Annotated in this window: 9 protein-coding genes and 1 pseudogene; all 10 read right to left on the reverse strand. The window is 31.6% G+C overall.

Going from position 1 to position 15,194, the window contains the following annotated elements; genetic code table 4:
- Positions 1-7: 7 nt before the first annotated feature.
- Positions 8-814, reverse strand: a complete 807-nt coding sequence (locus tag D2833_RS03080; RefSeq protein WP_011113811.1) for a DUF1600 domain-containing protein — start codon at positions 812-814, stop codon at positions 8-10.
- Between the two features lie 20 nt (positions 815-834).
- Positions 835-1,632 (reverse strand): DUF1600 domain-containing protein, encoded by a 798-nt coding sequence (locus D2833_RS03085; protein WP_011113812.1) that lies wholly within the window; start codon positions 1,630-1,632, stop codon positions 835-837.
- Positions 1,633-1,638: 6 nt separating this feature from the next.
- Entirely contained in the window at positions 1,639-2,331 is a 693-nt protein-coding gene (locus tag D2833_RS03090; protein WP_231992405.1) for a DUF1600 domain-containing protein, read from the reverse strand.
- 91 nt (positions 2,332-2,422) lie between these two features.
- Positions 2,423-5,998 carry a DUF3713 domain-containing protein gene (locus D2833_RS03095; RefSeq protein ID WP_011113814.1) on the reverse strand — a complete coding sequence of 1,192 codons (3,576 nt, stop codon included), beginning with the start codon at positions 5,996-5,998 and terminating at the stop codon, positions 2,423-2,425.
- A gap of 39 nt (positions 5,999-6,037) precedes the next feature.
- Positions 6,038-9,490, reverse strand: a complete 3,453-nt coding sequence (locus D2833_RS03100) for a DUF3713 domain-containing protein (RefSeq protein ID WP_117274074.1) — start codon at positions 9,488-9,490, stop codon at positions 6,038-6,040.
- Between the two features lie 97 nt (positions 9,491-9,587).
- Positions 9,588-10,556 (reverse strand): ECF transporter S component family protein, encoded by a 969-nt coding sequence (locus D2833_RS03105; RefSeq protein WP_231992406.1) that lies wholly within the window; start codon positions 10,554-10,556, stop codon positions 9,588-9,590.
- The gene (locus D2833_RS03110; RefSeq protein ID WP_011113817.1) at positions 10,492-10,749 is read right to left on the reverse strand and encodes a hypothetical protein; all 258 of its coding nucleotides are present in this window, start codon (positions 10,747-10,749) and stop codon (positions 10,492-10,494) included. Before D2833_RS03110 ends, D2833_RS03105 begins: the two co-directional genes overlap by 65 nt.
- A gap of 20 nt (positions 10,750-10,769) precedes the next feature.
- Positions 10,770-13,586 (reverse strand): sialidase family protein, encoded by a 2,817-nt coding sequence (locus D2833_RS03115; RefSeq protein ID WP_027333306.1) that lies wholly within the window; start codon positions 13,584-13,586, stop codon positions 10,770-10,772.
- Between the two features lie 185 nt (positions 13,587-13,771).
- Positions 13,772-14,421, reverse strand: a pseudogene (locus D2833_RS03120) (type I glyceraldehyde-3-phosphate dehydrogenase); the annotation flags it as partial.
- Entirely contained in the window at positions 14,366-15,187 is an 822-nt protein-coding gene (locus D2833_RS03125) for a DUF3713 domain-containing protein (protein ID WP_011113820.1), read from the reverse strand. The pseudogene D2833_RS03120 and the gene D2833_RS03125, both read right to left, overlap by 56 nt.
- Positions 15,188-15,194: the final 7 nt, after the last annotated feature.

Consider the following 15,194-nt stretch of genomic DNA (forward strand, 5'->3'; position numbering starts at 1 on the left):
CTAAGGATTATGGCTTCATCTCGAACTTAATGAATTTGATTGATCTCTTTCTTAAAGATGCAGGGTAATCAATGTATTTTTTAGAAATCTTTACATAAGAGATCCAAACGATGAAATAACTTAATGGGAAATAACCAAATAAAAGTGCTATGATCGCTGCTCAAGCAATCTTAGGATTTTCAATCACATTAGTCACCCCACCATAAACAGAATAAACTGAACCATCAGCTGTTTTATAAAGATAAGGAACTAAGATCACATAGATTCCATAGATAATTGGATAAATAATCCCAGGGATTAAGTAGGTATGAAACTTACCAATTGTTCTTGCTGGTGAATAAACAAAAGCTAAAAAACCCGCAATAATAAAGGTTACGGGGTTAAATAAGTGTACCATCAACCCTCTAGCTAATTTAGTGGGGTTTGTAATAAACCGATAACCTAGTCTGCCAAATTGCAAGATAATATTATAACCAAAAAAGGTAAATAAGATATAAACGATACTAGCAACTAAAAACTTATCTTTTTTAAGAAAACTATGTCTTGGTAAAAAGACATAGAAAAATGAAAAGACTAACAAGATAAAGTTGCTTTGATTGGTGAACTTATCAAATGTTTTATAAGCATCAACAAAGTTGTTTAGGTTATTCACACTATTAACATTTGATAATAGTTCAGCAACAACTTCTTGCACAATAAAGATTACTGTTGCTAAATTTAACCAAAACACAAAAAAGAAGATCTTTTGTGCTTTAGTTAGTTCGTATTTAAATCAAAAGCTAAAGCTTTTAGGTTTCTTATCAATTTGATTCATACTATCTTATCCTTATTAAACTAGTTTTGTGGATTGATCACCACTTGGTTTTGTTCGTATTTCTTTGAGATCTTCCTAGCCCCAAACCAAGTTAAATACGTCGTGACTGGGATTAAGACCAATAATAAGAAGAACACCACGGGATAGGCAAATTGTGGATAATCTTTGGTGTTTGTAGAAACATTATAAACTGAATAAGTCATCCCGTTTTCTTGTTTATAGATAAACGGAGCCACAATCACATACACACAATAGATTGCTGGATAGATCATCATTGGTAGTAGATAACTACTAAATTTCTTTAGTTTTAAGTTTGGATCATGAACAAACTTAAAGAACCCACAAACAATAAAAACGATCGGATTAAATAGGTGTTTAAAGAGATCAATAAATAATAAAAAAGCCGTGGCTTTTGAACCATAACCAATTCTTGTATAACTTCAAGCTAAGATCGATTTTGGTGCAACGATCACAGCTACTGCATTAGTAATACTAACCAGGTTATAAACAAAAAAAGTGATAAAGATATATGTGATACAAGCGATTAAAAACTTGTCGTTTTTAAGAAAGCTGTGTTTGGGAAAAAACACATAAAACAACGAAAAGAAAAAGATTAAAATGTTCGTTTGATTCGTAAACTTATCAAGCGATAAAAACCCATCACGACCTTTGAATAAAAGGGCAAAAAGACCGTGAAATACTAATAAAACACTAATTGCGTTTACAATAAAAGCAAAAAAGAAGATTTTTTGCGATCTAGTTAATTGGTTCTTATATCAACTTTTAAAGCTGACCTTTTTCAGTTTTAATCGATTCATCGGCTTTTATTTGCTTTTTAGACCTAACCGAGCTCTTATTTGAGCAACTCGATAGTAGTGGTCATTAAACCTTCTAATAAAGAAGATGATAAAGATAAATGATCCAGGGAAATAGACAAATGTCATTAAAACACCGATCGTAATTGCCATAGTACGGTTAGTAATGACATTTGTGTAGTTGCCATAAACTGAATAAACAACATTATCTGGTGTTTTATAAACCAACGGAATCGTTAATACATAGATCATATAAATGATCGGATAGATCATTCCAGGTAAGATAAACTTCGAATAACCTCTGATTTTTTTAATCGGGTTGAAGACAAATCTTAAATACCCACAGAAGATGAACACGATCGGGTTAACGATCTGTAAAAAGATTCCTGAAGCAAGACTAGCGCGACTAAAGTTGGTGCGGTTAGCTGTTTGATCAACTAAATTTTGAAAGATTCCCCCTGTAAGAAATGTAAACAGGGTATAAGTCATACAAAAGACTAAGAATCTTTCATTTTTCAATAAGCTATTATTCGGATAAAAAACAAAAACAAACGAGAAGATAAATAATAAAACGCTAGTTTGGTTGGTAAAACTACTGATCGTAGTAAAACCATTCATAAATGGTGAACCAAATGCGTTTGTTTGTAAACTAGAAAAGAAGTTATAAACAACAAAACCCAAACCAGCCGCGTTAAATAACAAAACTACCAAAAACACCCTTTGTGATTTTGTTAAAGTTTGGTGATATCAATTTCTTATACAGAATTTTTGTTTTGTGTCAGTCATTCTTTAATTATGATAATTTTCTACCAAAAATTGTGCCTAGAGCGTTGTATAAGCGTTGATCAAAAACAGTTAATTTGTTATTAGCTGTTAACTCATTAATTGCTTGAATCTGTACTGTTGAGTTGTTTGCAGTCATTGCAACTACAGTTAATAATTCAGATGGGCTTAAACCAAGGGCTTTAGTTGAATCTGTTAATCAACCTGCTCCTAGATTAGTTAAATCGTTGTAACTTACTTCTTTAACATAAGCAGCTACTCTTCTTAAACTACCTTGTAAGTATAAACTGTGGTTTAGTTCGAAATTAGTTGATTTGGTTGTACCAATATAACCAACATAACGTTCAAATACTTGAGCTGGAATCATCTCGATCATCTTTTTGATCTCAACAACTTTTTCATCAAACGTTAGTGGTTTGTTATCACTATTATTACCAAAATAAGTATTATTTGGTACTCTAGTTTCATTGGTAATTGAACGTGCTAGTTCATCTAACTCACGTTCAGTTTTAATATTGTCAACATAAGTTAGTAAATTAGCTTTGCTACCAAAACCATAGAAAGCACCTTGTTCACCTGATGAACCATAAGTTGAGAACAGTGCTGATTTTAATTCGTTACTAATTGGCGCAGAACTATTTTTGAATACTAAACCAGCAAAACCGTATTGAGGTGTGGTTGGTGTGTTTTCTGAACTTGAAACATTATAAGTTAGTGAACTATTGTCTCAATAGTTAGGTGCACTAATCTTGCTTGCTTCAGAAGCCACCATATTTTGTCAGTTAGCTTGAGATGAACCTAAGATCCCATTTGGATTTTGGTCAAAAGTAATTAGTGGGTTAAATGATTGGTTGTTAGCTTGAGCATCAACTGGTTGATTATTAGAAGCTGGGGCAACTTCAGCATTAAAATTAATCGGTAATGATCATGTTGCAAAAGCAACATCACCAGGACGCATATTTAACATTGCAACATTTTTAAAGTTTTGCAAATTGTTTCTTAATAATCATTGGAATGTGTATAAGAATCTGTAGTAACTAAATCTTAGATCACTTCCTTGTTGCGCGTTTGCAAGTTGTTCATCTCACACCTTATCAATAATCTGATTTAACGAACTGAAATTAGTATAAATTCCATAAGAAGTCTTATCACTTAAACCATTAAATGCGCTTAGTTTAAAGACATTTCTAATTACATCAACTAATAGTTGTTGATTAATCCCTTGGAAACTAAATACTTGATTGTTAGCAACATTAAAGAACTCTCTAAAATTAGGATTTGATCTGATGTAATCAATTCTAATTTCATTTGTTAGTGTTGAAGTTGAGATGATCGAACCAACTGCTAAGTTGATCGCTAAATATAAACCTGATCACTGATTAAGAGTTTGATCATCTGATTTAACTTCAACAAAAGTGTTCTGACTTTCGTTGTTCAATAAGGTTGTTTGAACTTTTAATTTAGTTAACAAGTTATCGATCTCAGTATCTCTAGCAGTTTTTTTATCTGCTAGATTTTTTGAGATCTCTGCAACCGTACCTTTACTAGAAGTAGTTGGTTGTAATCCATACAATGATAAGTAGTATTGTTCTAGTCCATTAAATGAACCATCAACAGCTCTTACGTATGGTAATCTAGCTGCTATCCCGTTGTTAGCTGTTAGATTTGTTCTTTGATTATCTTCAAACCCTTTAGCACGCTCATAGATCTTAGCTCTAATATTTTTTACTTCAGCATCTAAGTTAAGCGCATTTTGATAAGCCACTTCTGCTTTAACTAAATTGTTAACTAAATCATAAACTTTCTTAAAGCTAGTTCTAAAACTAAAGTTAGTATTGTCTTCAATGTTGAAGATATTGTTCTTATCAGTTGGTTTAGCAACTGCTTCTTCATACATCTTACTTAAAGCTAAGTAAAGATTTAAAGTTTTGTTCTTATTGAAATGATTTCTGATCTGAGCGCTTAGATCAAAATCATATCTTTCATTTTCAGATAAGTTAACTGAAGATCTTAATAATGAACGGTAAGCTAGAAACTCTTTTTGTTTTGTTATATTTCTAGTCATACCACTTTGGTTTAAGTAGTAATCCCCACCATCGATCGCCATCACATGGATCCCATCTCGACCACGAGAAAATAAGAACTTACTAGCGTTCATATTTTTACTCATTACGTTTGTTGATGAATTATCTGATTTCGAAGAATCAACTGTCTTCATCCCATTTCATTCAAAGATTTCATGGATATCTTTATTTCCGGCTGCTAAATCTGCATAAGCATTGTAATATGGATCAGTAGTTCGATTCGTTTCACCTGTTTTTAATAATGAATTATTAGTAATCTTTTGTGAGTAGGTGTTGGCTGTGTTACCATTTCCCTTAGCTCTAATAAAATTATTCATCAGATTGATCTCATCAATATCTGATTGAACTACACCAACGTTATCGCGGTTAGTATTATTAGTTTGTTTTAAATATTGTTGAACATAAGCTGCACTAAATGATACGTCAAAACTATTGAACATATCAGAAGCAGTCATTAACAACTTACCACCAGAATCTGATGATAAGTTGTTGGGAATATTAATCCCTTTAGTTGTACTATTTACATAACTGTCCAACCCTCTAGTAATGAATTGGTTATAAGCTCTCATCCCCTTGTTTTCATCAAAAGGTTGGTCTTTGGGATTTTTAAATGCTTGGAAATTATAACTTGCTACTAATGCTGTTGAGCTAACAGTACGATCATTAAAGATCGAATTTAGTCCATCTTTAGGAGTATCGCTGGTAAAAACAATTCTTGAAACTAAATTAGGGTTTTCTTTAGTTACTCACTGATTGAAAGCAAAAGCTTGGATCTGAGCTAAGAATTCGTTATTAGTTTGTTCGTTATTAGTTGCACTAAACCCACCATCAGTAAATCTAATGTTGGCTCAGTTAGCTGGGTTACTTAAAATCGTTCTTGAAGGGATCTTAGTTAGGTTTGAATAAACGACAAAACCATCAGCGTCAGTTGACATTGTTGGCGCATAGTTTAAATAAGAATCCTTAAATAAAGAGTCAAAAAAGTCGTTGCTAATCTTTTGGTTTAATTGGTTTTGAAGATAACTTTCTTTTGTTCCCCCATTAGGATCAAATAACTGGGATTGGATTAGATCCATGTAGTTATTCCCATAGATTCTCTTATTATCTTCGATTGAGGTGTTTAGTTGATCGTTAATATCATCACTAAAGTTTTGGTACTTATTACTCAAAACTGATGATTTAGAGTTCTTATAATAATCAGCTAAACTACCAGATAATAATGATGATAATAAGCTTTGGAACCCTTGATTATTTTTAAGTGCAGTAGCAAGCACAGTTCTTGCTTGATCTTGTTGCCCACCTAAAATGTTCCCATTACCAATAAATCCTAGGTTTTGGTTATTACCATTGGTTCTAAACCCGGTTTTAAATTTGTTCATTAGTAGTTGGTTAGCATTAGCTGCAGCACCACAAGAACTAACAAGAACCCCAGCTAAAGAAATTAACGATAAAAATGATACTTGTTTAACGATTCGATATTTTTTGTTTTTGCTCTGAGACATTAGCTTTTCTCCGTTTAAAATTTTACTACTTTATTTAATTTATGAATTCCTTAACACCCATCTTAATCCTAGTGCGTCATATAAGCGTTTATCGTTAACATCAATCAAGGATTGTTGGCTAATGATGGCTAATTCAGCATTATTCTGATAAGAGTTATCAAATGCGTATTTGGCAACAATTGATAGTAGTTCATCAACTGATAAATCTAAACGATTGCTAGGGTTTGTTAACCAAGAAGCACCACCTAAGTTAGCCACTTCTTTAAAGTTGATCTGCTTGATATAAGTTGTTCAGTTCAGCAATGATTTAGCTGCTGTAAATGGAACAAAACTATCAGGTTGAGTTGTTAGATCAGTTGAACTAACTTTGTTTTGACCAACATAACCAACAAACTTCGTATAAACATCAGCAGGTAAGATCTTAGTATCACTTAATTGACTAATTAAGTTAGATCTTCTTTGCTCAGCACTTAAAGCCATCCCATTAGCATCGGTATCAAACAAGTTGATATTAACTTGCGCTCTTCTTAATAGTTCAACAAAAGCATCCAATTCACGGTTAGTTGTTAATGTGTTCACATAATTAACAACATCTTCTAGTGAACCACCAAATGCATATAAGACCCCGTTCTGACCTGATTGTTCGAAATTATCAAATAAAACTGAACGCACTTCAGTATTTAAGTTCGTATTATTATTAGCATTAGCAATACTTAAACCATTAAACCCATACACTGTTTGGTTATTATTAGTAGTTGAATAATTAAGGTTATTAGCTTGTGAATTTGGGTTATTATCAGTGGCTTTATTTAGGTTAGCTAAATTGAATTTCGAACCTTGTAAATAGTTAGTGTTAACAACAAAGTTAGTAAAGTTAATCTTATCTTGAGTTGATGCAATATTACCATTATTATCTAACTTTGTACCATTAGTTAATGTTCATGAAACATTAGCGCTAACCCCTCTGGTTATTTGGGTTGATAAGATTCTCTTAAACTCAGCTAAATTATCTTGGATAAGATATCTAAATGTATTTAGATATCTTAGATAATTTAATCGAGCATCATCATTAAGGTTACTAATCGTTCTTTGGTTATCAAAGTAGTTGTTTAAAACGTTGTTATATTCAGCTTTAGTAGCTCAAGAACCATACTTAACTTTATTTGCTTGACTTTCTCACGTACTTTGAATAAAGTAAAAATTAACAACGTTTTTAATCTGATCAGCTTTTAGTCCTTCAAAGTCTTTGAACTGATTTGTTCTTGGATCATAGAAGTTCGTAAACCCTTGGTCGTTTAGATAAAACTGACGTTTAAAATCATTGGTTGAGGTTGGTAGTGCAATCGTTGTGTTGATCGCTAAATTAGCTGCCAAACTGTATTGTGGATCATATCTTGAACTCACAAAAACGTTTTGTGAGTAAGTATAAGAAGTTTCTCCATTTAGCAATAATCCTTCAGCTGCTGTTTTAGCAGTTTGGAAATATTTAGCTTTAGTATCATTAACAACTTGATCAAATAGTTTGCTTAACCCTTGATCTTTGGTTGTTAATGTATTTTCTGGTAATAACTTATTCTCAACTAATAGATTTTTATAATAACTTTCAATCCCCACATAAGAACCATCAGCAGCTGCTGGGTGAGGTAATTTACCTGCAATCCCAATTGCTGGGGTCTTATCAGTTTTAATTAAGTTATCAAAAGTACCAGCCCTTTCAATGATCTTTTCTCTAGCATTGATCGCATCATTTTTTACTTTAAGAGCAAAATCATAATCAACTTTAGCTTTAACTAAATCTTTAAGGATTGAAGATGCTTTAGTTAATGATCCTAATAAAGCTTCATTCCCTGGTTTGTGTAAGAATGAATTTTGATCGTCAATTGCATTTAATAAGAACTCAATTGTTAAAGTAATATTATTTTTATCATAGTATTTCTTAACTGGATCTAGAACGTTGAATTGGTAAGATTTTTCACTAAAAAATCTAGAGAAATCAGGGTTGTTTACTAATTGATTTCTAAATAATAAGAACTCTTTTTGTTTCTCAATATTTCTAGAACTACCAGTTAGATAGTAATTAGCCCCATCAATCGCCATGATGTGGATACCATCTTTTCCACGAGATAAGATGAATTGTTTTTGAATCTCATTTGAATTCATATCAGACGAGGTTGGTCTGATGTATTCGTGAAGACTTGCTTTTCCTTCTGCGTATTGTTTGTATATGTCGTAGTAACTATTATCAGCAATCTTATCAACTAAGATACTTGATTTAATCTTCTCTGAAAGTTCTTTTAATTGGGGATCATTTGAAGTTAAATCTAAGGTTGTTGAATAAGCAGAATTTGCATTAGCTTGGTTAGCAAAAATGAAATTCTTCATTATGTTGTTAGGATCTAATGTCACTGATGCAATCGCATTATCCTTATCAACATTATTAGTCAAATCTTGGTATTGCTGCACATAAGCAGTGCTAAAAGCCACGTCAAATGAATTGAACATGTCGCTTGCACTCATTAACAACTTACCACCAGAGTCTGATGAAAATTGGTTTAAGAAATCAACAGTAAAGTTAGCTGGGTTGTAATAATTTACTAAACCATCGTTAGCTACTAATTGTCTGAACCCAGTTGATAGCTTAGGTGATGTTCTATCGATCACCTGATCTGGGTTAGTAAATGCTTGGAAACTATAACTAGCTTTTAGTTCATCACCTAAAACTTTTTTATCAAAGATCTGATCTAATCCACCGTTGATATTTTCATTGGTAAACACTATCCGTGAAACTAAGTTCGGATTTTCTCGTTTAACTCATTGATCAAAAACGTATGCTTGGAAATCAGCAAACATTTGGTTATCATTTTGAGTTGATTTACTGTCAGTATAACCATCAGAATAAAACTTAAAGTTTTTTCAATTTTCAGGTTTACTAATTACATCAATTAAGGGGTTGTCAACCTTTTTGTTTTTGTCGTCAAAATAACCTAAATAATTATTTTGGAAAACCATTGATGAAAAATCAGTAAACACGTTAGTTAAAACTTGTCTACGTTTGTAGCTATCAGCTGTTCCACCATTCGGGTCAAAAAGGTCTGTTTGTCTTCTGATCTCAAAATTTCTTCTAAACTGATTTCTTAGTGAAGTGGTTTCACTTTCAAGTTTAGTTTCAGCATCCCTTTCTCAACCTCGATATTTTTGCACAATGCTGTTTGAAGCATTGTTGGTATATCAATCTGCTAATGAATTGGCAATTAAGAATCTAGCAAAATCATTGAAACCTTGATCAGTTTCTAATGAATTTTGCAAAACAGCATTAAATGAGCCTGCACTAGAGTTGCTAAAATTTTCGGGATGTTGTTTGGTTTTAAATAAACCCTCAACAACCGGATTATTAGCAGCGCTAGAACAACTACTAGCCACCATACTTACTACAGTTACACCGCTTAACAAAAAGGAAGCTGCAAGAATTTTGTGTTTTTTGTTTTTAAACATAAAACTAGTTATCTACATATACAAATAAATGAAGAAACGCTAAGGATTCTTCAACTATATGATTTTAATTATACTATAACACTTATTTTAAGTGGATTTATCAGCGTAAGCGTGATAAGTTAAAAAAGTTCTGTAAATAAGGCTCTGAGATCTTAATTAAAGCAATCACACAGATGATTAGAATTGCTAATCTTAAGGTCTCTTTGATCACTCTTGGAATTAAGTAAGCACTTAAGATAAAGTCTCTTGTTTTGGGCTTTTGGTGCACAACATTAATTAAGAATTCGTTAATCGAAATTGTTCCCAACACTAATGAATACAAGATTGATAAAGTAATCATCATTGTTGAAACATATAAGAACAATTTAATTGACTCTTTGGTCTTACGATGTTTTAGATATAGCAATCAACTAATCAGTTCAGCAAAGACAAAAAATAGTGCCATAAAGACCATACTTAAAGTTGTCCCAAAAGAATTGTTTCTAACTAAGAATCTATCTGTATCAGCATTGTTATACAAAGATAAGAAGATAAAACCAGAGATACAAAAACCAACAATTAAGATCTGTTGAAAAACAAAATCCCAAAAGTTTGAAGCATAGTTTTTTCTAATTCGGTAGATTGAACCAAATAAAGCAGCAGTAAAGATAATCAGTGGTTCTTGAACACCATACAGTCAATACCAAACACCCCCACCACCTAAAAAGAATGATAAAGTATCAGTTAAAAACCCAATCGGGATCGCTACCACTGGACCAAAGATTCAACCGATTAAAGCTAATCCTACTCAAGAGATTCCTAAACTAATTGTAGGTCCAATACGAACAACAAAAATCCCTAATACGATTTTAAGCGCAATAAAAAGCGCTAAAAAAGAGATTAGGTAAATGTTATATCTTAGTTTTAAAGGTCAGAACGGTAAAAAAACTTGATGATCGCTGATCTGTCAATTGACTTCTTTGTGACACCTAGTTGTTTTTGTAATCTTAATTTTTGCAAATCTAGAATACTCCTGATTTAGATGTATCTGTTGTGCTTGCGCGATCAAATAAAGAAGTGATTTCACCTGTTGCTGAATTAATGTATGAGATTGAAGTCACCACACTCGCAGCAATTAAAACCGCTGCTGATATGAAATTTGGTGTTGCAAAGATTGGATATGAATTTTTATCAAATTGCGATACAAATGTCGGTATTGCTTGTCTTTGAAACAATACGAAGTATCAGATCATTAAACTAGCGCCTAATAGTGTAAACAATTAGCTTATTTTGTTTTTGATTAACTAACCACAAAGACTCTAAGTCTTTTTAGGTTGATGTCTCTTCCTTTTTGAGGGCTATTTACCTCGTAGAAAGTTAATACGTCAAAGTAGTTATCATTTTCGTTAAAAGTTACTGTAGTTGAATAACCATATGAACCTCTATTTATGGTGTAAATTGGTTCAAGGGTTCTAGGATTATTTATATCAACTAGATAAATTTTTCCACCACGATTATCACTAGCTGAGAAAATTAATTTCTCTCCTAGTGCTTTAATGTTAAAGATAGTAGATCCAATAAATTGTCCTGTAAAAATCCCTCTTTTAGCGTTAAAGATTACTTTTCAGTTTTTTCCACCGTCTTCTGATTTAATAAGTGTGAAAACTCTTCCATCAGATCTTCTGGCAAGTCATCATAAATTACCTTTACTATCTTCACTTATAGATGATTCAGAAGCTCCAGGAGGAAGAAGTTTAAATGGATAATCTGCAAGTTCATATCAGGTTTTTCCACCATCTTTAGTTGCCATTAATTTAGAACGTTCTAGCTTTCTTTTGTTAGCAAAATAGAATGGGAAAACTGCTATAACATCTCCATTTGAATTACGTTGATGATTAAGTTGAATTCCGTTTCCAACACCATTTATGTATCATCTTTGATCTTTTCTATTTAAAAATGGAGATACGTTTCTTAAATTAGTTCAGGTTTTTCCACCATCGATACTTTCAACTTGGAAAGTTCATAAAATGTTATCAAAGTAGTATCTAGAATTTGCAAAGTAAGCATTTTTTTGCATTCTATTAAAAACAAAGTAATTTGGTCATCTTTGATCTCAAATTGAGTATTTTGATATATATTCTGAAATTTCTGATGATCTTGAATTTCTACCAGGCTCACCGAAAGTGCTAAAGATATTACTTGGAACTTTATCGTAGACATTTCCAGTTATAGTTCCGTTTTTCAATGAGTTATCAATTATTATATTAGCTTCGTCAAGCTGGGTTCTATCATCAATATCTTTTCATTGAACACGAGAACTATTTTTAACTTTAAATACTTTAAATCAGTTACTATCACCATCGACTGTAATAGGTTTTGCTACAAATTTTTGATTTAGATTTTCTTTATCAATAAATAGCATTCACTTATTGTTATTTACTAGCCCTGAAGTATTTCCATCACCTCTAATGGTTCATTCATCGTGAACTGTATGTAAGTAACTAGAAACTCCAAAAACATATAAAAGTTTATGCTTGTTAATGCTTTTATCAAATACCTCTAACATGGTTCCGTCAATTACTTGACCTTTATTTGCACCATCTTTGGTATTTTTAGCTGAAATTCTAACAATAGTTTGAGGATTTGATCAGGTTTTTCCACCATCTTCAGATACTCTTATGTCTTGTTCTAGATGCCCACGGTCATCTTTATTGTTAACCCTTTTATCAGCGTTAAAAATTAGTTTATTATCATGAGTTTTTATAACTCCAGGTATTCTTCAAGTATTTACATCTTTTGTATAGTAGACGAATTTATCACCTGGAGGAGACATGTTAAAGAATAAATATTTTCCGTTAACAAGCGGACTTTTATTAAATGAAAAGTCGGTATAAAATACTTCTACAGTTCTATCGACGGTATTTGCGATAGTTACTTTAACTGGAGCTTTATTTTGTTTAAAGCTTTGTAGGTATTTTCTTTGGGTTTCAGATGATGCTTTAGTAAAGGTATCTAAATTAGGTTTAGATATAACAACTTTATGTTTATCATCGTAGGTCATTCTAGTTAAGTAACCGCTTGATATTAAGTTGCTGTTATCTAAAAATGATTCAACGTTGTCAAAGGTTTGTGCTGTTTTATTAACGTAGTATCCTAGTTTAAAGTCTTGCCCTTTAACTACTAAATCATCAGGAACGTTATAGAATTGATCTAAAGTTTCAATACTGGTTGAAAAGTTTTGAACCTCTTCAAGGTTTTTAAAAATTTCTTTTGATTGAAGTTTTTTAAAGTCAATGTCATCAACATCACTGTATAAACTTGAAATTGAATTTATTTTTTTTAGTCATAGATTTAATTTTCCATTTAAGCTAAATGGATATAAGTTTCCGTAAAATACGTCATTAGCTGCCGGTATTTGTCATGTAATTTTATAATCCATTACATATGATGCGATAGTGAATTTAACAGGATTGCTTAGCGTAACTACAGCTCCGGTATATAAATTTAGCGGAACGTTATTTTTATCAAAAAAAGTTAAATTAAGCTTATCTTGAAGCTCTGATAGTGAAATATTATCTGCATTATTTAAAAAGCTTTCAAGATCTTCTCTAGTTTGAAACTCGCTAGTGAATTCTTTAGTGTTATTTTCAGGTTTAATTAAAAATGTTGTCACGTTAGGATCGAATAATTTAACTTGTGAGTTTTTAAATTCTAGTTTAAATAGTTTAACTGCATCTTGATATTTTTTAGCTACTTTAACATTAGGTTTTACTGAAGCTTGAACATAAACTCAACCAGTAATGTAATTAACTCCTGCTAGTTTTAAATTTAAATCATCAATTGAATATTGTTTGTTGTTAAAAAATGCATTAACAAACTCTGGAAGGTTATCACTATTTATCTCTGAGATAAATCTTGAACCATTTAAATCATCTTTAATATTAATTTCAAGATCCTCTTCTATATTAAGAGGAGCTCAAATTCATTTTAATGAAAGCGGAATTAAAAAAGAACTTATAATTGTTATGCTTCCGATTAAAAATGTAAAGGTAAATCAAAATCTCTTTTTAAATTGCGATTTTTTTTGTTGATCTTTTTGAGCTTTAGTTTTTTTCATTGTAATGACTTTTCTTAAGATGATTTGCTATTTAAACAAAAAACTGACATATAAATTTATATACATCAAATTAATAATCATAAGCTTTTTAGTAAAAATCTATTTACTTTTAGTTTTGAAAAATACAAAAAAAACATCAAACTAAATTCAAAAGAAAAAAAGTTTGTTATTTTTTTGATTTTTAATTATAAAGAAACGAAGTATTCTAGAACTCTAACTAATTGTGATACGTATGACATTTCGTTATCGTATCATGCGAATAGTTTGTATAATCTTCCGTCTTTTGATTCAACAAAGTTTGTTAGTTTTGAATCAAAAACTGATCCGTAGTGAGAGTTAACGATATCTGATGATACTATTTCATCGGTTTCAAATTTAAATGATTCATTAGCAGCTTTTTTAAAGGAAGCGTTAAGCTCTTCTACAGAAGGAGATTTTTCAAGTCTAACGCTTAAATCTATCAAAGATCCAGTTAAGGTTGGAACTATAATAGCAATACCATCTAAAACGTTAGATGCTTGAGGAACTACAAGGCCAATTGCTTTTGCAGCTCCAGTTGAAGTAGAAACGATATTCTCAGCAGCACGCGCTCTTCTTAAATCTTTATGTAGAGCATCTTGAAGTTTTTGATCAGCAGTATATTAGTTAACGGTCGTCATATATCCTGATTTTAGACCGAATTCTTCAACTAAAACTTTTACCACAGGCGCAAGGGGTTTGTAGTACATGATGCAGCAGAAATCACGATATCACTACTTTTTAGAGTTTTATGGTTTACGTTATAAACCACAGTAGGAAGATCGCTTCCTGCTGGCGCTGAAATTAAAACTTTTTTTATCAAAGATCTGATCTAATCCACCGTTGATATTTTCATTGGTAAACACTATCCGTGAAACTAAGTTCGGATTTTCTCGTTTAACTCATTGATCAAAAACGTATGCTTGGAAATCAGCAAACATTTGGTTATCATTTTGAGTTGATTTACTGTCAGTATAACCATCAGAATAAAACTTAAAGTTTTTTCAATTTTCAGGTTTACTAATTACATCAATTAAGGGGTTGTCAACCTTTTTGTTTTTGTCGTCAAAATAACCTAAATAATTATTTTGGAAAACCATTGATGAAAAATCAGTAAACGCGTTAGTTAAAACTTGTCTACGTTTGTAGCTATCAGCTGTTCCACCATTCGGGTCAAAAAGGTCTGTTTGTCTTCTGATCTCAAAATTTCTTCTAAACTGATTTCTTAGTGAAGTGGTTTCACTTTCAAGTTTAGTTTCAGCATCCCTTTCTCAATCTCGATATTTTTGCACAATGCTGTTTGAAGCATTGTTGGTATATCAATCTGCTAATGAATTGGCAATTAAGAATCTAGCAAAATCATTGAAACCTTGATCAGTTTCTAATGAATTTTGCAAAACAGCATTAAATGAGCCTGCACTAGAGTTGCTAAAATTTTCGGGATGTTGTTTGGTTTTAAATAAACCCTCAACAACCGGATTATTAGCAGCACTAGAGCAACTACTAGCCACCATACTTACTACAGTTACACCGCTTAATAAAAAGGAAGCTGCAAGAATTTTGTGTTTTTTGTTTTTAAACATAATTTAA

It is taken from the genome of Mycoplasmoides gallisepticum (assembly GCF_900476085.1).
GTDB classification, from domain to species: domain Bacteria; phylum Bacillota_I; class Bacilli_A; order Mycoplasmatales; family Mycoplasmoidaceae; genus Mycoplasmoides; species Mycoplasmoides gallisepticum.